We start from the raw sequence: 22,693 nt of genomic DNA, 5'->3' as shown, positions 1-22,693 counted from the left end.
ATTAACTATTTTTGAATTTACCTCGCCGTAATACCCCACAGCTTGCTGTGGAATGAGCGAAGCAAATGGTGGGATAGGCGAGGTTATATCGTTTTTATTTTAAAAAAGAATTTGTGTATCGGTTAGTATCAGTTTTAGCGTGTATTTTTAAGATTATAGATATATTTGACTTTGGTGTTATTTATATCTTACATGGAAAGGTAGTGAGGTCCTTAGTAAAATTTAATTTTAATAAAGTATCATGACAAGAGACAACATTTATAAATGACTAATCTATTTTCTAGACAATGAAATTTAATATATCTGATAGAATAAAAATAAAGACAAAAGATAAAGAATTTGAAGGAATTTCTATGCCCTCATCAGATGAAAATTATGAAATTATAAAGCTTGATAACGGATATAATTTGGACATTCTTAAGAAAAATATTTCTAAAATTGAGTTAATCGAAAAAAGTAAATCCATTATTGAAGTTATATCTGAAAAAAATGAACAAGACGATTCTTTACCTAAAATTACAATTTTACATACCGGTGGAACCATTGCTTCTAAAGTTGATTATAAAACAGGAGGTACAGTTTCAAGATTCACGCCTAAAGAAATTCTTGCAATGTTTCCAGAACTCAAAAATTATGCTAATATTAACAGCCGATTAATTGAAAATATGTGGTCACAGGACATGCGATTTTCTCATTATAACCTGATTGCTAAAGAAGTAAAAAAAGAGTTAGATCGTGGTGTTAAAGGAGTGATAGTAACGCAGGGCACAGATACTATGCATTATACTTCAGCGGCTTTATCATTTATTTTGGAAGGTTTAGCTTCACCGGTAATACTTGTTGGCGCGCAACGCAGTTCTGATCGGGGCAGTTCAGACGCATATATGAACTTGATAAATGCAGTTTATTTTATTGTACACTCAGATTTTGGGGAAGTTGGAATATGTATGCATGCTAATACCGATGATGATTTTTGTCACATACTTCCGGCAACAAAAACACGAAAGTTCCATACATCACGAAGAGATGCTTTTAGGCCTATCAATACTTTGCCATGGGCAGAAGTTTCTTATGGAGACAAACATATCAAATATTTACTGAATAATTATAAAATTGCCGGAAAAAATCAACTTAAAATTAAGCTTATCAAAAAAGATATTAAAGTTGCGTTAATGAAGCAACATACCAATATGTATGCAGACCAATTTTTGTTCTATAAAAATTACGAAGGTTTAGTTATTGAAGCAACCGGCTTAGGTTGTCTGCCTATTACTGAGATTGATGAATCAACCAAAGAATCTGGTAAAATATTTTGTGCAATTGAAGAGTTAATTAAAAATGGTGTAATTGTTGTAGAAGCGCCACAGGCAATTAATGGCAGAATTGTTATGAATGTTTATTCTGATCAAAGAAAGGCTCAACAAATGGGTGTACTCGGCAATTTTTCAGATATGACTCCTGAAACAAGTTTTATAAAATTAGCATGGTTATTATCCAATTATTCAAAAGATGAAACTAAAACTTTGATAACTCAAAATTTGAGAGGAGAGATTACTGATAGGATTAATCCTAAAAGCTATCTTTATAAAAAAAATGGAACTTGATTATATAAAATTGGGGTTGAAAATTGGTCTTGAGATTCACCAGCAGTTAGATACTCATAAATTATTTTGTAATTGTCCTTCGGATTTGAGAGATGATAAACCAGATATAATATTTAAACGAAAAATACGCGCATCTGCAGGTGAAACCGGTTCAGTTGATATTGCAGCTGTAATGGAAAAGGAAAAAGGTTTAAGCTTTATATATGAAGGATATTCTGATACAAATTGCCTAGTTGAGCTTGATGAAGAACCTCCGGGCGCGTTAAATTTAGAAGCCTTGGAAATAGTTTTACAAGTTGCTAAAATGTTAAATGCGAAAGTTTCTGATAGAATTGAGTTTATGAGAAAAACTATTGCGAATGGATCAGTTACAGCTGGGTTTCAGAGAACTGGTTTAGTGGCAGTTGAAGGTAAATTGCATTTTGATTTCGGGGATGTCGGAGTTCCAACAATATTGCTTGAAGAAGAAGCAGCTAAGGAAGTTGAAAGTACACCTGATATTGTAACCTGGCGTTTAGACCGATTGGGGATTCCATTAATTGAATTGTCTACTGCGCCAGAGATTTATACTCCCGAACAATGCAGGGAAGTTGCAGCATATATCGGAATGATTTTGCGCAGCACAGGTAAAGCTAAACGTGGGCTTGGTACAATTAGGCAAGATATTAATATTAATATTGCTGGAGCTGATAGGGTTGAAATTAAGGGCGTACAAGATTTGAGAATGATTCCAAAAATTGTTGAATATGAAGTTATAAGACAAAAAAGTTTAATTGATATTTCTAAAAAAGTTCCACAAAAAATTAGAGTTAGTGAGATTTATGATTTATCTAAACTGTTTATTGGTTCGGATTCGAAGGTAATTAAAAATGCTTTAGAAAAAGTCGGAGTGGTTCTGGGAATTAAATTAGAAGGTTTACATGGTTTTTTAGGCCAAGAAATCCAGCCTGGCCGAAGGTTAGGTACAGAAGTATCGGATTGGGCCAAAGCAAGGGGGGGCGTCGGAGGAATATTTCATTCAGACGAACTTCCTAAATATGGTATAACTGATACTGATGTAGAAAATATTAAAAATATGTTAGAATATAAAGATGGAGACGCTTTTGTTATTGTTGCGGATTTACCTGATAAAAGCAATCGTGCTTTATATGGCGTAATTGACAGAGTTAAACTATTGCCCAAAGGCGTAATTAAACAGGTGCGAAAGGTTAATACTGACGCAACAACAAGCTTTATGCGTTTAATGCCCGGGGCTGCCAGAATGTATCCTGAGACTGATATATTACCCGTTGTTCCAGATTTATTAGGGATAAAGTTGCCTGAATTGATAAGTGAAAAATCATTAAGATATGAAAAAGAGTTTGGATTAAGTAAAGATTTGGCGCAACTTGTTGCTAAATCTGAACAATTTTTACCGTTTGAAAAGTTTTGTGGCGAATTTAAAAATATAAAACCGGCATTTATTGCAGAGACTTACCTCAAAAGTGAAAAAGCCGTTAAGCATGTGTATGCTGTTGATATTGGCCCATCAGATGAAGACTTTAATATTTTATTTAGTGCGCTTGATAGCGGAAAAATTGCTAAAGATTCCATATTAGAAATTCTTTCTAAAAATAAACCAGTTAATCAAGTGATTGATAATTTTAAATTAATGGATGATAATATGCTGGAAGATTGCATCAAACAAATTGTTTCTAAAAATAAAGGACTGCCTTTTAACGCATTGATTGGCAAAGTTATGGCAAAATTGAAGGGTAAGGCAGATGGAAAAAAAGCAGTTGAATTATTGAATAAAATTTTTAATCTTGATCAAAATTATTCTAAATCGCATTAATGACACGTTTATATCTCTCTAATGGGCGCTGTCCAGAGTCGTTTCATTGTCAATTAGTATCTTCTTTAAGTATAACTGCAAGAACGTTCTTGGTTACTTTATGTTTCAAATTATATACTAATATACAGACAATGAATTTCTGGACAGCGCCCTCTAATGGAAAAGTTAATATACATCTTAATACATAAATAAAAATAATGATAGCTAAAATTAGGTGTATAGTAGGTGTGCATTATCTATCATTTAAAGGGCTTAATAATTTGGCAAAGGTGTAATATGTTATATGTAAACGTACCATTACCCAAACCATTGGTTGACAAAATAGATGAGATAGTCGCAGATGAATCAAATAGTTTTAGAAGCAGGCCTGATTTTATATTACAACATATAAGAGATGTAGTTGACAAACGTCTTGAACAGAAAAATCAGAAACTAGATTAAAATAATGCTTGAATAAAACTAGGTTGATTACATGGGATAATCAACGGTTAAATTAAGTGAAGCTTAAAATATATTTTTTTCGGATACACAAATTATTTAAAGAAAGGAAATCCATAATTTAGCAGGTGAAATTTGAATGGCAAAAAAATCTGATAAACAAAAAAATTCTGAAGAAATAACTGCGGGGTCAATAGTTGGTGCAAGTGATCAAGATTTAAAAAGGTTAGAGAAGTTACTTCATAAACATAATATGAGCCCTGCTGAATTGGAAGCAATTTTAAAATCGGGCCGTTATAAACCTTCACAAGTTGAAAAATTAGATTTTGGGACCAATGTTAAAAAGATAAGATATGGTTATTTTTCTGATGCGCATATAGGCCATAAAAAATTTCATGAAGATTTATGGGATTTAATGGTGCGAACTTTTAAAAGTGCAAGTGTTCAATTTATAGTTGATACGGGGGATCATTTAGAGGGCATGAGCGGCAGACCTGGACATATTTATGAACTTAATCAAATGGGGTATCAGCAACAAATGGAATATGCTGCAGAACTTTATAATCAATTACCAGTTAAGGTTTTTGGCATTGATGGAAACCATGATCAGTGGTATTTTAAAAAAAATGATGGTGGGGCTATAGTTGGCGCTGATTTAGAAAAGAGGGTAATGCTTTTTAAACATTTGGGACAGGATGAAGGGGATTTAGAGCTTGCGCCCGGTATAATCTTAAAATTATTTCATCCTAACGATGGGTCAGCTTATGCGATCAGTTATAAGTTACAAAAATTAGTTGAATCTTTTTCAGGCGGAGAGAAACCTGCGATTGTTCATCAAGGACATTATCATAAAGCTATGTATATGTTTACCCGAAATGTCCATGCTTTTGAAAGTGGCACTTTATGCGGTCAATCAAGTTTTATGAGGGGGAAAAAATTGCCTGCTCATATGGGTTTTGGTATTGTTGATGTTTGGATTAATCCGAAAGGTCCAAAGAAAGGAGTTACAAGACTTCAACATGAGTGGATACCCTATTATGAATCTAGTCATAAACATACCATATTATGAATTTCGTAAGAAATAGATTTATTATTATTTAATTGAATTTTTAAGTTATTTATTCTTTAAGAATTATTTCAATTATTGCGGCGTAAGCAGGTCTTGCGATAAATACTCCAAATGATGCGCCAAGTATTGTTGTAATTGCAAATCCTTTAAGCAGACCTGCGCCTGCAAATACTAGCGGAATCATTGCTACAACTGTTGTAGAATATGCACCCATTATTATATTAAATCCTTGTTTAATCCGTTCTTTCCAATTATATATTTCTTTAATATCGCCTGTGAGAACTTCGTCTGTGATAACTATTAGATTGTCTACACCAGTTCCTACTGCAATGATTATACCTGCAATTGCTGCAAGGTCTAAGTTCCAGCCTATTAATGATGCTAATCCCAGCAATAGAATTATTTCAGATATTACCGTTAAAGTCATTGGTATTGCAATCTTTAAATTTCTATATCTTAATAAAATATTACTGCCTATTCCTAATATTGCAAGAAATCCTATCAGTAATGAATTTTCAACAAATTCTTCGCCAAGTGTCGGAGATATTGTTTCAATATTTGCAATGTTTAGTTTTATTGGCAAACTTCCTGTTTGTAAAACCGTTTGTAGTTTTTTCATCTGATCAAGAGAATTAAACATTGCTTCTTGTTGTATTGTGCCTGAACCAGAACCAGATATTTGGATATCTGTTGCCTCTCTGCCTTTTAAATCTGCGCCAATTCTTAATTCGTCTACCTGATTATTATCTAAATAGAGCGTAAGTTTTTCTGATAAATATTCTTGGCCATTCTCTGAAATTACATCTAGTTTTTGCGTAATGTCTGCTTGTCTAGCCGCGGCTTCAGGAGTTAAAGCTATACTGAATCTAAATCTGCATGTCCATGTATTTCCGTTAGGCTGGCATCCTGCCTGAGGATCAATTCCTGAACAAGTTGCATCTTTACAGACATATGTAATATCTTTGCCCCCGATAAATACGATTTTTTCACCGATTTTTGCTTCGAATTTCCCCTGTTTAGATAGTAACTCTGTAACTTCTTGTTTAGAAGCCCCTGCAATTTCTATCAACACATATTGTTTGCCTGAACCACCCAAATAAACCGGCAGATTGCTAGCCTGTGTTACGGTGATATCGCTTAAGCCATAAACGTTTAGCCTTTGTTTCATACTTTCTAAAAGCTGTGTCATTTCATCATTACTTATTTGTTCTTCAGGTTCTAGCAATACTCTAGTTCCTCCTTGTAAATCAAGGCCTTTTCTTATATTGCTAGTTGGAGCATTATAAATTTCTAGACCTATTTCTTCCGGACCTAGAATATTTGTAACAGTCTTGTTGACCATGACGGTTTTTGTTACATTTATAGTTTCATTACTTTTAGGGTCAATTATTTTTTCAATGATTTCTTTCGGTATCAACTCATCAAATACAATTGTTTCAGTTTTAGGCCGTATAACCAAATAGTATAATTTTTTGTCGGTTGCAATTTTTAATGTTGAGTTAATTTCTAAGTTATCGACAAGATTATGGTAATCTATTATGTTTGATATTGGTTTATCATTAATTTCAATAATCCTTTCTTTTGCCATTGGGGGCAGTGTTGGATTTGGATTAATCATGCCAGCTAAATTTGCAGAACTATTAGTTGCAATTGTCCTTATGGCAACTCCTTCTCTCCAAGGATTTGGATTTATCGATACAATTGCCAGTATTAAAAATATTAAAAGCACCAATACTCTTATGTTTTTGAAAATCGGTTTAAATTTGATCATTGTTTTTAGTTTCTGTGTTTATAGTTTTAGTTTCCATATATATTCTTAGTATCCCCGCATTTTGTATCCATGTCATTATTAAGTCTATTATTAGTCCAATTAACAAGATAGACATTATTTGTTTAATCTCTAATGAGATTGTGAAGTAAAGCGCAATTAATACTGCTATGAATGTGGTTGAACTCATCATTAAACCTGTTTTCATAGCGGCATAAACTCGATCAAGCACAGTGCCTTTTTTAGTTTTCAATACTTTCGTTGCCAATAAAATATCGGTATCCACAGAGTAACCAATAAGCATTAAAAATGCGGCAATACCAGCAGTTGAAATTTTTATCCCCATTAAATTTACGATTGCTAATGTTACAATTATATCTGAAAATGCAGCTAAAATAACATTTAAACTAGGTATAATGGTTCTAAAATAATAAAATACTATAATTGCCATAAAAATAAATGCCATTATTAATGATTTGAAAGTGGTTTTAAAAAAACTGTTTCCCAGGCTTGGACTAATAGTTTGAATGTTATCTTCGATATCATCCAGTGTTAAATTAGGGGCTGTATCTATTATTAGGTGTTTAAATTTAAGAATATCTTTGTCATTATTGACATCTAAATCTATTTTTAAAACTAAACCGGTTTTTTCTCCGGCTTGTGATAAACTTTTTATTTCAATATCAGAGTTTGGAAAATTGATTTTTAAATTTTTTTCAATTAAATCATTATTTATTTTCGAGTCCAAGATATTGACAGTTACTCCGCCTTTGAGTGAAACTCCTTTATTTAGGAAGTCGCCTGTTTGAAAATACTGAATTCCGATCTGGAACATTGCAAGAACTAGAATCAATATAGGAATTACTAATAATACTTTGTAATGTTTTTCATAAATATTTTTTATCATGATTGGTATTTGAAAAATAAAGTTTGTTTATAAATTGATTGGTTTTAATTTATAAAGTCTGGGATAGGCCTTTAAATATCCAGTACCCATCAATTCCGGGAAATGGTATCATGTTTACAATGAATAAAAACCCATTTATATATTTGGTTGCATATGCAAGTGATAAATATTTTTTTTGTATCCAGTTTTTATTTATTGCTAATCCCGTTATTAACCATATTAATCCGTTTGTTGCAGGTCCGGCAAATGCAATCATTGCGCTGTTAATTGGAGTTGTGGCAGGGTGACTTACATAAGCAGGCACTAAGAAAATTAAGCTGAAATTCATTAGTTTTAATAATAATCCTAATATTAAGAAACTGTATGCTGCATGGAATGTTGCTTCTAAACCGAGGTAAATCGCAATAAACTTGTGTCCTAATTCATGCAAGATAATTGAAGAACCGACTGCAACTGCCGCGAACCAGAAATGATTATTGCTTTTGATAGGTTTTAATGGGTTGTAATTTCCAGGATTTGGTCTTTTAGCAAATAAATCCTTGAATATGTATCCAGTTATTGCAGTCATAATTGCAATGTCAATAATTTCTTGGAATGTGAATAGCATAACATATATTTATTAGTTAGGTTTAAAAAGGTTATGGCGTTTTGTTTAACCATGACAACATATAGTTTTGAGAATGTTTTAGGGAAGTTTAATTTTACGCCGAAATTTAGATTCAGCAAGAAAAAAGGTAGAATTATTATTGATAAAATTAATATTTGTTCATATAAAGAAGTTTTGCATTCTTTTAAGAAAAAAGATTTTTTCAATGGTTTTGCATGCGCAAATTTATTGATTACTGCCAAAGATTTAGATGCTTCTGCAGACAATGATTATTTTATACGCGAAACTGTAAAACAACTTGATAATTTATATAAAGCAAAGAATCCTATTAAAGATAAAAAATTGTGCGTTGATTTGGAAGAAGCAATTTTTGAGAAAGAATCATATTTAGAAAGGTTAATGGAAAAACATTGTCCTAATTTATTTGCAGTTGCTGATTTTTATACGGCAAGTCATTTATTGAAAATTGCCGGCTCTTTAAAAAAATTATCTCAGATGGCGGCGCGCAAGATTCAAATATTAGGCGCAGAGTCAGCATTTTTTAAATTTTTAACATCGCCTGAAAGAAAATCTCCCAAATATGGCGTGATTTTTCATCATCAGCTTGTCCAAGGTTCGTCTAATAAAGGAAGAACGGCCAGGTTGTTAGCGGATAAGATAGCAATTGCTGCAAAGGTTGATTTTTTTAAAGGGCAGTTTATTGGAGATAAGCTTAGGAGGGAGTTAAATGAAAAAGTTGTATGAGCCCTGTCGCAGTAAGTTAGTTGCTGCTGAGAAAAATGGTTTAAAAGTTAAATTTAATTGGAAAGATGTTGTATTATATTTGGGCGCGTCTCATGGTTATACTCCGTCATATATTGCAGCGCGAACAGGTTTTGTATTTGCAGTTGAAATTTCTCCATATGTAATCCAAGCACTAATTGAAGTATCTAAAAAAGAAGGCAATATTGCGCCAATTTTAGCAGATGCTAATAAACCATTATCATATTTTAAGCGTGTATCTGGTGTCGATGTTGTTTATCAGGATATTGCGCAAAAGAATCAGGTTGAAATTTTTTTGAAAAATGTAAATCTTTTTTTAAAAAATGGCGGAATAGGATTATTGGCTGTTAAATGTCGCAGTATTGATGTAAGCGCTAATCCATCTGATGTATTTGAAACAGTGAAAACGGCTTTAGAAAAATATTTAAAGATACAGGATTATAAAAATTTAGAACCCTATGAAAAAGATCATTATATGATTATGTGTAAGAAGGAGTGAGTGAAATGCCATTTATGCCGTACGAAAAACCAGATAAAGAAACTCAACGAAAAAGGGAAATAATGTATTTAAGAAGGAGAATTGAATTGTTAAGAAAAAAAATTGAAAAAGGAATTTCCTCTCCTGAGGAAATTGATAAGGAATATAAAGATATTCTCGTTGAATTTGCAAAACTTGGCGAACCTAGTGAAGCAAAGAAAGATTTTGGTGAATTACAAATTGCTATGGAAAGTAGATAAATGCTTAGATTTTATAATACATTAACAAGGAAAAAGGAAAAGTTTGAATCTTTGAAAGAAGATGAAGTCGGTTTCTACAGTTGCGGTCCAACAGTTTATTGGTATCAGCATATTGGTAATTTACGTACTTATATTTTTAATGATATTTTGAAACGTGTTCTGAGTTATGAAAATTTTAATGTTAAGCATGTAATGAATGTTACTGATGTTGGCCATTTAACTTCGGATGCAGATTCCGGAGAAGATAAAATTGAAAAAGCAGCTATTAAGGAAGGCAGAACTGCAAAAGAGATTGCTGAGTATTATTTGGCAGTTTTCAAAGCGGATTTAGAAAAGTTAAATATTATTTTTCCAAACATATGGTGTAAAGCGACTGAGCATATTGAAGAACAAATTAAAATGATTAAATGTTTATCAAAAAAAGGGTTTACATATGAAACATCCGATGGTATTTATTTTGATACTTCCAAGTTTTCAAATTACGGGGTGTTAGCCAAGCTGGATATTTCAGGTTTAGAAGCAGGTAAGCGTGTTGAAATGGGTGAAAAGAAGAATAAAACTGATTTTGCGTTATGGAAATTTTCTGAAAAATTAGGAGAAAGGCAGCAAGAGTGGGAGGCTTTTGGCAGAAAAGGTTTTCCGGGATGGCATATTGAATGTTCTGCAATGGCCTCTAAGTATTTAGGTCAACAGTTTGATATTCATACAGGGGGAGAAGATCATGTTGCTGTTCACCATACTAATGAAATTGCGCAATCAGAAGCATGTTATGGTAAAAAACCCTGGGTTAGATATTGGCTGCACGGGGCATTTTTAACTTTCAAAGGAGAAAAAGTTAGTAAAAGCAAAGGTGGACTTTTTACAATTTCTGAATTGGAAGAGCAAGGTTTTAAGGCTCTTGATTATAGGTATCTTTGTTTGAATACCCAATACCGAAAACAGCTTGCTTTTTCGATAGAAGCTTTAGAAAATGCAAAAAACACATTTGAAAGGTTACAAAATATTGTCCTTGAGTTGAAAGATAAAAATAATTTAAGCCCCATTGAAAATGATATTAGCAAAATAAAAAAAAAATATGAAGAGGAATTTCATAATGCGGTTGAGGATGATTTAAACATGCCTTTGGCTTTGTCTGTGCTTTGGGCAGTGTTGCGTGATAAAGAATTAGGTTTTAAAGAAAAACTTGAACTAGTTTATGATTTTGATCAAGTTTTGGGGTTAGGTTTGGATGCATTGGAAGCCGATTTTGTGCCTTCTGATATAATGAAACTTGTTGAGGAACGTGAACAAGCTAGAAAAGATAAAGATTGGGCAAAATCGGATAAATTGCGTGATAAAATTAAGTTGAAAGGATATATTATAGAAGATATTCAAGATGGTGTAAAAGTTAAGAGGGATTGAAAATGGCACGGGATATTTACAACAAAACTTTTTTAGATGATTTAGTGCTTTATTCAGATAAGCTTGAAAATGTTATGAGATTGTTTTCTCAAAGGAGAGAGGAATGTGAACATGAAGGGCATAAGGAAATTATTGAATTTCCGTGGTATCCTTCAATTCCGCAGTATGAATCATCGACCTATTGCGGTTATTGCCTAAAAGATTTTAAAAGAAGTTTAAGTCCGGATGAATCTAAATCTAAACAAGCTTTTTACGATTCAATGCATAGAATTATTATAACTTAATTTTATTTTTCATGGGTTTAATACCTTATGCTTTGCTTCGAACGGGATTTTATTTTTGGATGTTTAGCCTGATTGGAAAATTATCACATGCAATCATTTCTTTTTCAAGTTTGCCGAAAGTTATTGCACTTGCCTTTGTTACTGATTTAAGGTCTTCTGAAATGCTTAAAATTAATGACTCATGTTCGGCTTGTTCACAATTAATAACTACGCTTTTTAATTCTGTTTTCATTGACAGGTTATTTTGCGCTTTGAATTTCCTAACTGCGCTAATCATATCAATTGCAATGTCCCCAGCAAGTTCAGCCTTATCATCAATTAAATCTTTATTGAACTCTGGCCATTTACTTATATGTATACTTTTAATATTTTCTTTTTGTTTGAAGTATGATTGATATACAAACTCTGTAACGTGCGGTAAGAAAGGGGCGTAAAGTTTTAAAGTGTTTAACAATGAATGATACAGCGCAAATTGGGCGCTTTTCATTTCTTCAATGCCTCTTAGTTCCGGATTGTAAAGTCTATCTTTTGCAATTTCTAAATAATTGTCGCATAGCATTTGCCAAAAAAATCTGTCGGTATCTGCTTTAGGTTTAAAGAAGGCATAGTTGTCAAAATAATCTGTGCTAGTTTGGATTACTTTGTGTAGTTTTGTTAATAACCATCTATCCATCACTTCTAATTTTGCAGGCCTATCAAGTTGATATTTTTCAAGGCGCGTGATTGAGAACTTTGACGCGTTAAATATTTTGTTTACGGTTTTTTGACCTGAGATTACATCTTTTTCAGGAAATGGCAGATCTGAACCTAGCTTTGCACTGCCGGACATGTACCTTAAAGCGTCAGCTGAATACTTTTCTATCATAACATATGGTTCAATAATGTTGCCTTTTGATTTTGACATTTTTTTTCCTTTAGAGTCCAGCATCCATCCGCTTATCATGCAATGATGCCATGGTTTCATTTCATAATGCATATGACTTTTTACAACTGTGTTAAATAACCAAAACGAAATTATATCGTGCGCTTGCGGCCTTAAGTCCATTGGGGTGCTAATTAATTCTTCATATACTTTTTTGCCTTTGAATAATTCTTTAACAATTGTTGGTGTTAACGAAGAAGTTGCCCATGTGCTGATTACGTCTTGTTCAGGGATAAATTTTGTTGATTTGCATTTTGGGCATTTATCAACCGGGGGGTTAACCTCCGTTGGATCAGTCGGCAATTGTTCTTCAGTTGCAAGGATTATTTCGCCGCATTGTTTACAATACCAAAGAGGAAAAGGAATTCCAAAAGGAATTTGTCTTGAAATACACCAGTCCCAAGCTAGGCCGTTTACCCAGTTATCATACCTATTTTTCATAAATTCAGGGTGCCATTCTAATTCGTTGCCCCAGTTAAACATTTGATCTTTTAAATCGAGATATTTGATAAACCATTGTTTTGAATGTATAAATTCAATTGGAGTACCGCATCGGTCGTGTACGTTAACGGCATGCTTAATCGATTTTTGTGATTTTAATAAGCCTTGATTTCTCATATCTTCAATGATTTGCTTACGGGCATCTATAATTTTCATACCTTCATATTTCTGGGCTAATCTTGTTAATTTTCCATCTTTACCTATCGCTTCTTTAATAGGTAATTGATGGGCTTTTTGCCATTCCATATCGGTCTGGTCGCCAAATGTACAACACATAACGATACCAGTGCCTTTTTCCGGGTCTGCGCGTTCGTCAGCCAAGACTGGTACATTGATTTCAAATAATGGAACTTTTGCAGTTTTTCCATTAAGGTGCTGATATCTTTTATCTTCCGGGTGATAAAATACTGCGACACACGCAGGTAATAATTCAGGTCTCGTTGTAGATATGATTAATTCTTTGCCGTCTATTTTGAATACAATATCATTAAAAAATGAATCTAATTCTTTATCTTCAAGTTCAACCTGGGAAATTGCAGTTTGACAGCCCGGGCAGTACATTGCAGGGGCTTCTGTTTTGTATTGTCTGCCTTTTTTATATAAATCAATGAAAGATTTTTGTGATATTTTAATACAGTGAGGGTCAATCGTCGAATATTTAATGTTGAAATCGCAACTTATACCTAATCTTTTCCAGTCTTCAATGTATCGCGGCTTAAGTTCGGTATTTAATGTATCGAGGCAAAGTTTTGTGAAACTTTTTCTATCCATTTCATTTGCTTTAACACTTTTTAATTTTTCAATAAGAAGTTTAGTCGGTAATCCATTGTCATCAGTACCGAAAGGTTGCAGAACATTGTATCCCTGCATTCTTTTGTATCTTGCAATAAAGTCTTGTTGAGAATAACTAAATGCGTGGCCCATGTGCATTTTTCCGGATACTGTTGGCGGTGGGGTGTCAATAGAATAAATTGGTTTGTTTGAATCAGGATCAAATCTGTAAATTTGCGTATCTTCCCAATATTTTTGTAATTTAGGTTCTTCTTTATTTGGCTCGTATCTTTGAGGTAACTCCATGGATATCAGTATAATAATAGTATTTAAAAAGGTTATGGGTTTAGTAGGTTTAGTATGGCTTAGTTTAAGTTCACTTAATGTGAAAGTTATAAAATTATGAAAAATGGATTTATTTATGACACAAGCATGGACTAAAAAATACGAGCCAAAGAATTCTGGCGAAATAATTGGGCAAGAGAAGGCAGTTGTTAGTCTGAAACATTTTATTTTGAATTATAAAAATGCCCGGAAGAAGGCCATGATTTTATATGGTCCGCCAGGTTGCGGAAAAACTTGCAGTGTTTATGCCGTAGCTGGCGAAATTGGTCTTGAAGTTATTGAGATTAACGCCTCAGATTGCAGAAATAAAGATGCAATTTCTTCAATTATTGGTTCGGCATCTAAGCAAATGAGCCTTTTTGCAAGAAGCAAACTGATATTAGTTGATGAGATAGATGGATTATCTGGTACGAAAGATAGGGGCGGAGCAACTGCAATTGTTGATATTGTAAATCAAAGTTCATTTCCAATTATAATGACTTCTAATAATCCTTATGATAAAAAGTTTTCAGCGCTTAGAAAAGTTTCTGTCATTGTAGAGTTTGATGCTTTGAAATATAATGATATTTATGGATATTTAGCTAAAATTTGTGAAAAAGAAAATATTGTTTATGAAGAACAAGACTTAAAATCTTTGGCGCGCAGAGCTGGTGGAGATTTACGGGGTTCTATCGTTGATTTACAATTGTTAAGTTGTCTGGATAAGACTTTTGATAGAAAAGGGCTGGAAGAACTTGAGGGTAGAAAACAAACTGAAACAATGCCGCAGGCTTTAGTGAAAGTTTTTAAGACTACTGACCCGAAAATTGCAATAACTGCTTTTGATAATGTTGATGAGGATTTAGATACGGCGCGAATGTGGGTTGATTATAATCTTGGTAAAGAATATACTAAATCCGAGGATTTGTATCGCGCGTATATGGCGTTAGGCAAAGCTGATATTTTTAACCATAGAATCCGGAGATGGCAACATTGGAGATACCTTGTTTATGTAAATGCGTTAATGACTGCTGGTGTTGCAGTTGCGAAAGATGAAAAGTATAAATTTACAGGTTATAAACCAACATCCAGAATATTAAAAATGTGGATGGCGAATTTGCGTAATGCAAAAAAAAAGGCAATTGCTGAAAAGATTGCCATAAAAACACATACCTCAACTAAAAGAATTATGCAGGATGTTTTGCCTTATTTACAGATTATTTTGAAAAAAGACAAACAATTTTGTAATAATATTTCTGCAGAGTTAGATTTAGATAAAGATGAGATTGCTTGGTTAAGAAAGTAAATTCGCTCTTGAGTTATTCAAAACCTTTATAAATGCTACTTTTATCTCACTAATCATGGACCTGTAGCCTAGCCTGGATAGGGCGACAGCCTTCTAAGCTGTAAGTCGAGGGTTCGAATAGTTAGAGCTTTGCTGTAACAATTGGGAAGCTTAGCTTTGAAATTCCCTCCAGGTCCGTTCAATTTTTAATAATCATCTAAGGCGGTATAGCCAAATCTGGTTAAGGCAATCGGCTGCAACCCGGTGATTCTGAGTTCAAATCTCAGTACCGCCTTTTTTTATATTTTTTGGATTCGGAAGTTTTAGCATTTACTTTAGTTACGAAAGATGAAGATTCTTTTCTTAACGTAATTTGGAATATAAAATATGTTGAATTGTATCTTAAGAAAATTTATCTTATTCCTGTTGAAGAAGAAAACAATGGGGGTAATCCTATTTGACTTTCACATAATTTGATTACCTTATAAATTGGATATTTAATCCAAGAAATTTCTTTTCTTAATCTTTTCAGGGAGGTATGTTTCAGAAATAAATGTAATACCGCGTGCACTCATAGCTTGAATTTCTGCTTTTGCTTTGAATTTTTTCATCTTATCAAATTGTTTTTGCCAGGGTTTATTATCTTTAAACCACGGATAATCAGACATTTGTTTTAGGCGGCTTATATCAATATCTTTTAATTTAATGAAATGTTTTTGCAGTCCATAATCTTCAATGTCTTCAGCAGTAATACCCAAAAATTTAGCTTCAGGCACAGATAATTTATCTGACATATGTGCTAAACTTATTGAACCAAATTTAAGCACTGAATAAATATAAAATCCCCATGGGTCAAAATCTGCTAATACATATACTGGAAGTTTATGCTCTCTTGCAAGTCTTTGAAGCAATCTTCTAATGCCCCTAGTTGTTTGACCTTGTGAAGTTACAATGATACAATTTTGTTTTTTCCAAAATTTGTCTTCATGGAGACGTTCCCAAACTGCTTGTTTTTCCATGTAAATTACATATTCTGCTTGGACTTCTTTAAATTCGATATCTTCAACATTAGAAGGAATTGACCAACCTCCACTTCCTAATTTTGACCAGTTAATTGTATCTCCCCTATCAAGGATAGTCACATTACCTGCCACTGAACCCATCTTGTTGGCGTTAATATTTAATTCTTCTCTTGAAAAATCAGTGATTATCTCTAAGTCTTCTAATGATTTATCTGATTCTTTTTGTTCATCTACAATGTTTGTACTTGTGCCTTTAATAGTACGTTTTACCATATAGAAAACATCTCTTAAACTTGCGTGTTTTTGAATTTTTAATAATTGTTTAGCAATTTTTGCAACTTCTAACGTTTGCATAAATTTTTTAGCGTGACCTACATTAAAGAAAGACCTTTTTGAGATGTTTGAACCAAGAGTAAGACGTTTTTCACTTTTATTAAATTCAATATTTGATAATGAACGTACGTTGAATTCAATTGTCGGATTTTCCTGTTTTTTAATTTGTTTAACTAAATTTTTTCCTAAATCTTCTAATGCTTTTATTGATTTACTCATCAGTACCTGCCTCATTGTAATCATCAAGTTCATCTTCATGGAAACCAGTTGAATGATATTTTTCATCTTCTTTATCTAGTTGATTGATTTCAGCTTGCAATTCAGGTTTTTGGATCATTTTCATAAAAGCCTCAGTTATTTCTTCAACTTTTTCATCTGCTAATTCTGCAATTGATTCCGATACGATGCCTATGTAACGCTCAAATATGTTTGCCCTTTCTTTTTGTTCTTTTAATTTTTTCTTTTTTCGCACATAACTTGCAAGTTGTCTTCCGCATTCTTGCAATGCAAGTTTTATTTCTTTTAATATTTCGGGATAATGCGCAACTGCTTCTTTACTTTCTGAAGTGAAAGGCACCCATACTGATGCGATATGCACTGCAATAGTGCATGGTCCAATTGGTAATGATTTTTGACTTTGGCTAAGGCCGTATTGTCTCCAGTTTGTTGATATTATTCCTTTAAAAATGGCTCCAGCAGACTGTTGGAATAATAATGGCACTCTGTTGGCAAATCTCAATATATTAATAGGCTTGTCCGTTGGCTGGTTTCCCCCGTATGCAATACCGGCTTCAATTTGGAAAGGGTTACCCCTATACACTGCAGGGGGTCTTGTTGTCGTTATATAAAATTCTGCACTAATCTCTTTTTTTAGACCCCGTTTTAATATTTCGGCGCCAATCGGTGATATGCAGTTTGTTGGCGGAGCAATTAATTTAGTTTTCTTAATTCCTTCCATTAACTTTTCCACCATTTCTCTTGACATTTGTTTAGGTTTAGTATTAGGCAAAAGCGCAGAATTTTCGCAAATAGTTTTTGCTGTGCCCACACCAACTCTTGAAAATTCAGATGATAAAAATGCCTGTAATGTCTTTGATTCAGTTATCTCCAACATTTTTTGCATGAAACCGAGTTCCACTCCGTGTGGGTGAGGTTTAATTTCAACCGGTTCTTTTGGATACTCTTCGGTTGCTCTTGCAAAAATGATTTGTTCGGCTTTAGGGTTTGTATATATTATTGTTGCATGCGGGTTGGTAATAGCGGTTTCTTTTAAATATTCATCAATAGATTGGTTTCCTTTTTGATATGTTGCCTCAAGATCTAATTCAATTCTTGTACCCTGCTCTTTTTCCCATTCAACTTCTTCTTCTTTTAGTATTTTTGGAGCATTACGTTGAGTGTCTAACATCAATTCAACATAATTATTTGGGTGCCCTTTACCAATAGTGCTTGTAATTTTCGCAGGTCTGCCAGTTGTTAATTGTCCGTACATAACAGCTGCACTTATGCCTATTCCTTGTTGTCCTCTGCTTTGTTTCATTGTGTGAAACTTGCTACCATATAGAAGTTTAGCGAAAATTTTAGGAATTTGGGCTTTTACAATTCCGGGACCATTATCCTCAACAATCACTCTGAATCTATCATTACCCATGTCAATAACTTCAACAATTATTTCAGGGAATATTTTTGCTTCTTCACAAGCGTCTAAAGCATTGTCAACTGCTTCTTTGATTGTTGTCATTAATGCTTTTCTTTTATTATCAAAACCAAGCAAGTGCCGATTTTTTGCAAAGAATTCAGCAACGCCTATCTCGCGCTGTTTTTTTGCCAATTCATGAGCTTTAGTATTAGTTTGTAAAGGCTGTTCTGTTAGGGTTTGTTGTTCCATGTTTTATTTTAATAATTTTTAATTTATAAACTTTTTTAATTCTTGGTTTTGTAGAAATCCTATTCTATGGGCTGTTCCGCAAATAAAATCATAATGGACATAATTAATAGCAGGAGTAAACTCTTGTTTTATATAATCTCCCATTGCTCAATTTTATTGAGGATTTTTACAGTGCTAAATTTATTATTCTTTTCTATAATGAGATTCTTTAATTTTCATCTCAAACAAATCCCGCCTCTTTTTTTCTAACCATTTGTATACTGGCGCATGCGGACTTCCGGTTAATAAGGATTCTATAGCTTTTCTTGCAATTGCTACATTTTGTGATTCCCCTATAATTGAAATTGTTTTTCCATATATTGAGACATTAGTTTCAGTGTGTTCTTCAATAAGTTCTCGTGTTTTTCCTTCTTTGCCAATAACTCTGCCTTTTAACCTATTTTGTATGTTTACTTTTTTTCCGTAATCATTTAAAATTAGTATTGTTAAAACATACTCCGGTTTTAATAATAATAATGCAACTTCGGGGTTGAAGCCCCTTCCAATAGCTTTGATAATTTCTTTAGCAGATAATAATCCAATTGCATCTGAACCTTGTACCTCTACATCCCCCTCAGTGGAATCTATGTTTAATTTTGTTTTTGTTTCTTCTTCGAGCTTTTTTTTAATCTCTCCAGATTTACCAATTAACACAGCAATTCTAGCTTTCGGGATTTTAATATCGTATGAGTATTGTTCCATCTTTCTGTAACCTTTAATTAGAAAGCTTTGCTTTGCTTTAAAAGACTTACGTTTTTCTAACTATTTTTTCTCTTAATTTAGAAGGTGTTATGTTTAAACCTTGTTTACTGAAAAAATTTGAAATATTTTTAATATCCCTTTCAAAAAGTTCTTCTCCGTTAGGGGCTGACATGTTTGTAGCTTGTGAAAAATCTATTAAAACCGGTTTTTCATTGTAATTTAAAATGTTAAAGTCGGATAAATCGCCATGTACAAAATCTGCTTCATACATTTTTTTCATGTTTTTGATAATTAAATCTAAAAACAGTTTTGGTTTTTTAGGAAATTGATTTTTTAATTGGGGCGCGGATTCTTTATTGCCGATGAATTCCATAATTAAGATGTTTTCTTTGACTGCAATAGGTTTTGGTATTGAAACACCTGCTTCTCTGGCTAATAATAAATTTCTAAATTCTCTTTGTGTCCATGCAAAAATAATTTTTCTTTGATGCTTTCTTAGCCAATTATACCTTGGATCTACTCTAATATAATTATACATACTATTAAAGTCTGAAGTTTCAAGTCTGTGGATTTTAATAGCTACAAATTCGCCAGAATTTGTTGTAGCGGTAAATAAATGTGATTCTTTACCTATTGAAATTGGACTTTTTAACTCTAAAAAATGACCCTGGCTTGCTAATTTGAATAAAGTTCTATTAGTAAATTGGTCAAATACGCCCTGATAGGTTTTCCAAATTTCTTTTGTTTTTTTAACCATGATATATTTAAATAAATTCTAGTTTATAAATGTGTTATATAAATATCTTTATCTTTACCAGAACCTTTATAAAGGGTCCATAGTTCCTATTTATTACAGAAGACTTGTGTAAATGGGTCCTCTTTTGATCAATGATAAAGAGACACTCTTATGCAATACAGCCCGTCACGAGAGTACTCAACGGAGTTACGGCAAAGTCCTTAATAGGATGCAAGAAATTTTAATTTCGCGCACCAAGCAATGATCCTTGGGAGTTTGTGTTTCGGGCAACATTTTCATATATTATTCATAATCAAGTACTGCTTGATTTTCATAAAAATAGAATAAGTTCATTCAATTCATATTCACACACTTCACAAAGAATCCTTTAAGTAGCAACAGTGTATGAAAAATAGATTAGTATTGTTAAGAGCTTGTTCTATATTTAAAAATGACCGGAGGAAGATTCCAATGGGAAAAATAAGCCCAGTATCAGCAAAATATATTGTAAATGCAACCATAAACATTGAAGGTGTGGTAGATAGACCTGACGTTATTGGTGCAATTTTTGGCCAGACAGAGGGTTTGCTAGGTTCTGATTTAGAGTTAAGAGAATTACAACGGTCCGGTAGAATCGGGAGGATTGAAGTTAATGTTGATACTAGAAGCGGTAAAACTGTCGGTAATATTGTAATTCCATCTTCATTAGATAAGGCCGAAACTTCTATAGTGGGCGCATCTTTAGAAATTATACAACGTATTGGCCCTTGCAATGCAAAAATCCTGGTTGTTAATATTGAAGATGTTAGAGTTGCTAAACGCAGTTATGTTATTGAAAGAGCTAAGCAATTATTGAAAAATATGATGGATAATGTGTTACCAGATTCTCAAGAGATTGCTGAAGAAGTTGCGCATTCCGTTAGGATAACTGAAATCGGGGAGTATGGTAAAGAGAGGCTACCTTGCGGTCCTGCAATTGATGAGTCTGACGAATTATTGGTTGTTGAAGGCAGAGCTGACGTATTAAATTTACTTAAGCATGGTTTTAAAAATGTTATTGCAATGAATGGGACATCTGTACCTGAAACTATTATTGATTTATCTAGGAAAAAGATATTAACTGTGTTTGTAGATGGAGACAGGGGCGGTAATTTAATTCTTAAAGAACTTTTTACAGTGGGAGATATTGATTTTGTAACTTGGGCGCCGGATGGCAAAGAAGTTGAAGAATTAACTAAAAAAGAGATACATAAATCTATTAGAGCTAAAGTTTCAGCTGAACAAGGCAAACTTGATGTTGAAAAAATTCTTGCAATTGAAGGTACAAGGCATAATTCATATAGTGCAGCTAATGCCAGAAGAATGCAACCTATAGCGCAAAAACCTGTTATTCAAAGGCCCGTGGTTCAAGTCAGAAAGCCAGTGACTAATATGGAAAGACAAAAAAATTTGTTAAAGCCTGAAGAAAGGTTAAAGTTCAAAGATATGCTTGAAACTTTAATTGGCACCCGGGGCGGATATATATTAGATAATGAACTTAATATTTTGGGAAAAGTTCCAGTTTCAGAGTTAATGTCTACTTTGAAAAGTTTGAACACTGCTGTTTATGCTGTTGTGTTTGACGGGGCAGTTGACAAAATTTTGGCAGGAGTTAGTGAAAAAATTCCTGTTACACATATTGTTGCAATGCATTCGACGGTTCAGCCGTATGAAACCGAAGTTAATGTTGTGACATTGAACGATTTATAGATTTTTTGATGCGGGTAATGTGCATTTTTTGCGATTATTTCAAAAATTGATTATCTCTAAAATTATTTTGAAGCTTGGAGTGATTGAACTGGACAGTTATGAGTGAATCACAAAGTTGGAGAGTGAATCATTTTTTCCTATTAACGAAATCTATAAATAATTCTTCTTTTATTTATTTGTTATGATGAACAAAAATGAAGTGAGAGGCAGGCCAGTTAAATCAGTAATCCGCCAAAATTTAATTGAGATTCTTTATTTTTTAGGTGATGGTTATGCGTATGAGATTTATAAGATTTATTCTAACATTTTTCCAAGAGTAACTATGCGCTCTGTTTATTATCATTTAAAGAAAGGGGTCAATTTAGGGATTTTTAAAATTAAAGAGATTAGAAAGGAGCAAGGTCAATATTCTTGGGGGCCCCAAGTTGAAAAAATTTATTATTCTTTAGATAAATGGGCAGAACCTGCCGGCAATTTATTAGTTAAAGATTATTTAAATCAAATAAGTCGAAATTCCTAACATTCAAGTTTAGGGATGAATGGGAGTAAATTGCTCACCGGATTTGGATATATTTGGTTTTCTTTAAATAATAATTACAATGAATCCTAATACTATTACTTTATTAGAATGAACCCTAATATAGGCTTTACACATTTAAAAGTTTCTGCACATTTAATGGATGTTTTGCACAAAAAAATTCCATGGCTATTAAGTTGGTAGGTTACGTCGTGCATGTGGGAATAAGTTGTGCATGCAAAATCATCGCATGCACTATAAAAAAGCTTTGAAGAACACGCACAAAATTTGAATTTTTGTGCAAATGAGAATCCTGCACAAATATTCCGTGAATAAGAGGAATTACTGTGCAAAGCCCCTAATATAGGCGTTGTCCAGAAAGTTCATTGTCTGTATATTAGTATATAATGTCAAAATCGGCAGGGGGACTATCCGTCAATACACAATAAATGGCTGAGCCATTTCTGTGCCCAGAATCAAAGATTCTTGGGT

The 22,693-nt window shown here is 33.1% G+C and carries 21 protein-coding genes and 2 tRNA genes; 15 read left to right on the top strand and 8 right to left on the bottom strand.

The features are described from left to right. Positions 1-287: 287 nt before the first annotated feature. The 4 genes from gatD to J4418_02285 all read left to right on the top strand — a co-directional run bounded on the left by gatD (position 288) and on the right by J4418_02285 (position 4,945). Positions 288-1,604: a Glu-tRNA(Gln) amidotransferase subunit GatD gene (gene gatD, locus J4418_02300; protein MBS3112886.1), complete on the top strand. Its 1,317-nt coding sequence runs from the start codon at positions 288-290 to the stop codon at positions 1,602-1,604. Further along, the gene (gene gatE, locus J4418_02295; GenBank protein MBS3112885.1) at positions 1,594-3,438 is read left to right on the top strand and encodes a Glu-tRNA(Gln) amidotransferase subunit GatE; all 1,845 of its coding nucleotides are present in this window, start codon (positions 1,594-1,596) and stop codon (positions 3,436-3,438) included. Before gatD ends, gatE begins: the two co-directional genes overlap by 11 nt. Before the next feature lie 276 nt (positions 3,439-3,714). Next, positions 3,715-3,879 (top strand): hypothetical protein, encoded by a 165-nt coding sequence (locus J4418_02290; protein MBS3112884.1) that lies wholly within the window; start codon positions 3,715-3,717, stop codon positions 3,877-3,879. 136 nt (positions 3,880-4,015) lie between these two features. Next, the gene (locus J4418_02285) at positions 4,016-4,945 is read left to right on the top strand and encodes a metallophosphoesterase family protein (GenBank protein MBS3112883.1); all 930 of its coding nucleotides are present in this window, start codon (positions 4,016-4,018) and stop codon (positions 4,943-4,945) included. 49 nt (positions 4,946-4,994) lie between these two features. Here the strand turns inward: J4418_02285 and J4418_02280 are convergent, their stop codons facing one another. From J4418_02280 to J4418_02270, 3 genes are read right to left on the bottom strand one after another with little or no spacing between them, the layout of a single operon-like run. Beyond that, the gene (locus tag J4418_02280) at positions 4,995-6,716 is read right to left on the bottom strand and encodes a hypothetical protein (protein ID MBS3112882.1); all 1,722 of its coding nucleotides are present in this window, start codon (positions 6,714-6,716) and stop codon (positions 4,995-4,997) included. Beyond that, positions 6,703-7,620 (bottom strand): hypothetical protein, encoded by a 918-nt coding sequence (locus J4418_02275; protein MBS3112881.1) that lies wholly within the window; start codon positions 7,618-7,620, stop codon positions 6,703-6,705. The genes J4418_02280 and J4418_02275 overlap by 14 nt, the downstream gene beginning before the upstream one ends. A 49-nt stretch (positions 7,621-7,669) precedes the next feature. Then, entirely contained in the window at positions 7,670-8,227 is a 558-nt protein-coding gene (locus tag J4418_02270) for a M50 family metallopeptidase (GenBank protein ID MBS3112880.1), read from the bottom strand. 51 nt (positions 8,228-8,278) lie between these two features. On the opposite strand from J4418_02270, the gene J4418_02265 reads away from it, so the two are divergent. Genes J4418_02265 through J4418_02245 form a run of 5 tightly spaced genes read left to right on the top strand, consistent with a single transcriptional unit; the run spans position 8,279 to position 11,412 of the window. Further along, entirely contained in the window at positions 8,279-8,971 is a 693-nt protein-coding gene (locus J4418_02265) for a hypothetical protein (GenBank protein ID MBS3112879.1), read from the top strand. Continuing rightward, a complete protein-coding gene (locus J4418_02260) occupies positions 8,955-9,488 on the top strand; it encodes a fibrillarin-like rRNA/tRNA 2'-O-methyltransferase (GenBank protein MBS3112878.1) in 534 nt (177 codons plus the stop codon). The genes J4418_02265 and J4418_02260 overlap by 17 nt, the downstream gene beginning before the upstream one ends. Positions 9,489-9,493: 5 nt before the next feature. Beyond that, a complete protein-coding gene (locus tag J4418_02255) occupies positions 9,494-9,727 on the top strand; it encodes a hypothetical protein (GenBank protein MBS3112877.1) in 234 nt (77 codons plus the stop codon). Then, complete coding sequence (gene cysS, locus J4418_02250) at positions 9,728-11,128, top strand: cysteine--tRNA ligase (GenBank protein ID MBS3112876.1); 1,401 nt, start codon at positions 9,728-9,730, stop codon at positions 11,126-11,128. Between the two features lie 2 nt (positions 11,129-11,130). Further along, positions 11,131-11,412: a hypothetical protein gene (locus tag J4418_02245; GenBank protein MBS3112875.1), complete on the top strand. Its 282-nt coding sequence runs from the start codon at positions 11,131-11,133 to the stop codon at positions 11,410-11,412. A 49-nt stretch (positions 11,413-11,461) separates the two neighbouring features. Here the strand turns inward: J4418_02245 and J4418_02240 are convergent, their stop codons facing one another. Beyond that, complete coding sequence (locus tag J4418_02240) at positions 11,462-13,912, bottom strand: valine--tRNA ligase (protein MBS3112874.1); 2,451 nt, start codon at positions 13,910-13,912, stop codon at positions 11,462-11,464. A gap of 115 nt (positions 13,913-14,027) precedes the next feature. On the opposite strand from J4418_02240, the gene J4418_02235 reads away from it, so the two are divergent. The 4 genes from J4418_02235 to J4418_02220 all read left to right on the top strand — a co-directional run bounded on the left by J4418_02235 (position 14,028) and on the right by J4418_02220 (position 15,676). Then, on the top strand, positions 14,028-15,236 hold the full coding sequence (locus J4418_02235; protein MBS3112873.1) for a replication factor C large subunit: 1,209 nt from the start codon (positions 14,028-14,030) through the stop codon (positions 15,234-15,236). Between the two features lie 57 nt (positions 15,237-15,293). Next, positions 15,294-15,413, top strand: a tRNA-Arg gene (locus tag J4418_02230). Between the two features lie 23 nt (positions 15,414-15,436). Next, positions 15,437-15,510, top strand: a tRNA-Cys gene (locus J4418_02225). 13 nt (positions 15,511-15,523) lie between these two features. Next, positions 15,524-15,676 (top strand): hypothetical protein, encoded by a 153-nt coding sequence (locus J4418_02220; GenBank protein MBS3112872.1) that lies wholly within the window; start codon positions 15,524-15,526, stop codon positions 15,674-15,676. A gap of 36 nt (positions 15,677-15,712) precedes the next feature. On the opposite strand, the gene J4418_02215 is transcribed toward J4418_02220, so the two are convergent. The 4 genes from J4418_02215 to J4418_02200 all read right to left on the bottom strand — a co-directional run bounded on the left by J4418_02215 (position 15,713) and on the right by J4418_02200 (position 19,956). Further along, on the bottom strand, positions 15,713-16,789 hold the full coding sequence (locus J4418_02215) for a DNA topoisomerase IV subunit A (GenBank protein MBS3112871.1): 1,077 nt from the start codon (positions 16,787-16,789) through the stop codon (positions 15,713-15,715). Then, positions 16,782-18,458, bottom strand: a complete 1,677-nt coding sequence (locus J4418_02210) for a DNA topoisomerase VI subunit B (protein ID MBS3112870.1) — start codon at positions 18,456-18,458, stop codon at positions 16,782-16,784. Before J4418_02210 ends, J4418_02215 begins: the two co-directional genes overlap by 8 nt. A 183-nt stretch (positions 18,459-18,641) precedes the next feature. After that, positions 18,642-19,199 (bottom strand): RNA-processing protein, encoded by a 558-nt coding sequence (locus J4418_02205; GenBank protein MBS3112869.1) that lies wholly within the window; start codon positions 19,197-19,199, stop codon positions 18,642-18,644. A gap of 46 nt (positions 19,200-19,245) precedes the next feature. Beyond that, positions 19,246-19,956, bottom strand: a complete 711-nt coding sequence (locus J4418_02200; protein ID MBS3112868.1) for a serine protein kinase RIO — start codon at positions 19,954-19,956, stop codon at positions 19,246-19,248. A 450-nt stretch (positions 19,957-20,406) separates the two neighbouring features. On the opposite strand from J4418_02200, the gene J4418_02195 reads away from it, so the two are divergent. Further along, on the top strand, positions 20,407-21,684 hold the full coding sequence (locus J4418_02195; protein ID MBS3112867.1) for a DNA primase: 1,278 nt from the start codon (positions 20,407-20,409) through the stop codon (positions 21,682-21,684). 181 nt (positions 21,685-21,865) lie between these two features. Beyond that, a complete protein-coding gene (locus tag J4418_02190; protein MBS3112866.1) occupies positions 21,866-22,204 on the top strand; it encodes a hypothetical protein in 339 nt (112 codons plus the stop codon). The last annotated feature ends 489 nt before the right edge of the window (positions 22,205-22,693 follow it).

This window comes from Candidatus Woesearchaeota archaeon, assembly GCA_018303425.1.
Taxonomy (GTDB): Archaea; Nanobdellota; Nanobdellia; order Woesearchaeales; family JAGVYF01; genus JAGVYF01.
Note: the sequence above shows the minus strand (reverse complement) of the source record. Positions and strands in the feature narration are given on the sequence as shown.

What these genes read in the sequence shown, in the direction of transcription:
- gatD (MBS3112886.1), top strand. Translation starts at nt 288, where the DNA reads ATGAAATTTAATATATCTGATAGAATAAAAATAAAGACAAAAGATAAA.
- gatE (MBS3112885.1), top strand. Translation starts at nt 1,594, where the DNA reads ATGGAACTTGATTATATAAAATTGGGGTTGAAAATTGGTCTTGAGATT.
- J4418_02290 (MBS3112884.1), top strand. Translation starts at nt 3,715, where the DNA reads ATGTTATATGTAAACGTACCATTACCCAAACCATTGGTTGACAAAATA.
- J4418_02285 (MBS3112883.1), top strand. Translation starts at nt 4,016, where the DNA reads ATGGCAAAAAAATCTGATAAACAAAAAAATTCTGAAGAAATAACTGCG.
- J4418_02280 (MBS3112882.1), bottom strand. Translation starts at nt 6,716, where the DNA reads ATGATCAAATTTAAACCGATTTTCAAAAACATAAGAGTATTGGTGCTT.
- J4418_02275 (MBS3112881.1), bottom strand. Translation starts at nt 7,620, where the DNA reads ATGATAAAAAATATTTATGAAAAACATTACAAAGTATTATTAGTAATT.
- J4418_02270 (MBS3112880.1), bottom strand. Translation starts at nt 8,227, where the DNA reads ATGCTATTCACATTCCAAGAAATTATTGACATTGCAATTATGACTGCA.
- J4418_02265 (MBS3112879.1), top strand. Translation starts at nt 8,279, where the DNA reads ATGACAACATATAGTTTTGAGAATGTTTTAGGGAAGTTTAATTTTACG.
- J4418_02260 (MBS3112878.1), top strand. Translation starts at nt 8,955, where the DNA reads ATGAAAAAGTTGTATGAGCCCTGTCGCAGTAAGTTAGTTGCTGCTGAG.
- J4418_02255 (MBS3112877.1), top strand. Translation starts at nt 9,494, where the DNA reads ATGCCATTTATGCCGTACGAAAAACCAGATAAAGAAACTCAACGAAAA.
- cysS (MBS3112876.1), top strand. Translation starts at nt 9,728, where the DNA reads ATGCTTAGATTTTATAATACATTAACAAGGAAAAAGGAAAAGTTTGAA.
- J4418_02245 (MBS3112875.1), top strand. Translation starts at nt 11,131, where the DNA reads ATGGCACGGGATATTTACAACAAAACTTTTTTAGATGATTTAGTGCTT.
- J4418_02240 (MBS3112874.1), bottom strand. Translation starts at nt 13,912, where the DNA reads ATGGAGTTACCTCAAAGATACGAGCCAAATAAAGAAGAACCTAAATTA.
- J4418_02235 (MBS3112873.1), top strand. Translation starts at nt 14,028, where the DNA reads ATGACACAAGCATGGACTAAAAAATACGAGCCAAAGAATTCTGGCGAA.
- J4418_02215 (MBS3112871.1), bottom strand. Translation starts at nt 16,789, where the DNA reads ATGAGTAAATCAATAAAAGCATTAGAAGATTTAGGAAAAAATTTAGTT.
- J4418_02210 (MBS3112870.1), bottom strand. Translation starts at nt 18,458, where the DNA reads ATGGAACAACAAACCCTAACAGAACAGCCTTTACAAACTAATACTAAA.
- J4418_02205 (MBS3112869.1), bottom strand. Translation starts at nt 19,199, where the DNA reads ATGGAACAATACTCATACGATATTAAAATCCCGAAAGCTAGAATTGCT.
- J4418_02200 (MBS3112868.1), bottom strand. Translation starts at nt 19,956, where the DNA reads ATGGTTAAAAAAACAAAAGAAATTTGGAAAACCTATCAGGGCGTATTT.
- J4418_02195 (MBS3112867.1), top strand. Translation starts at nt 20,407, where the DNA reads ATGGGAAAAATAAGCCCAGTATCAGCAAAATATATTGTAAATGCAACC.
- J4418_02190 (MBS3112866.1), top strand. Translation starts at nt 21,866, where the DNA reads ATGATGAACAAAAATGAAGTGAGAGGCAGGCCAGTTAAATCAGTAATC.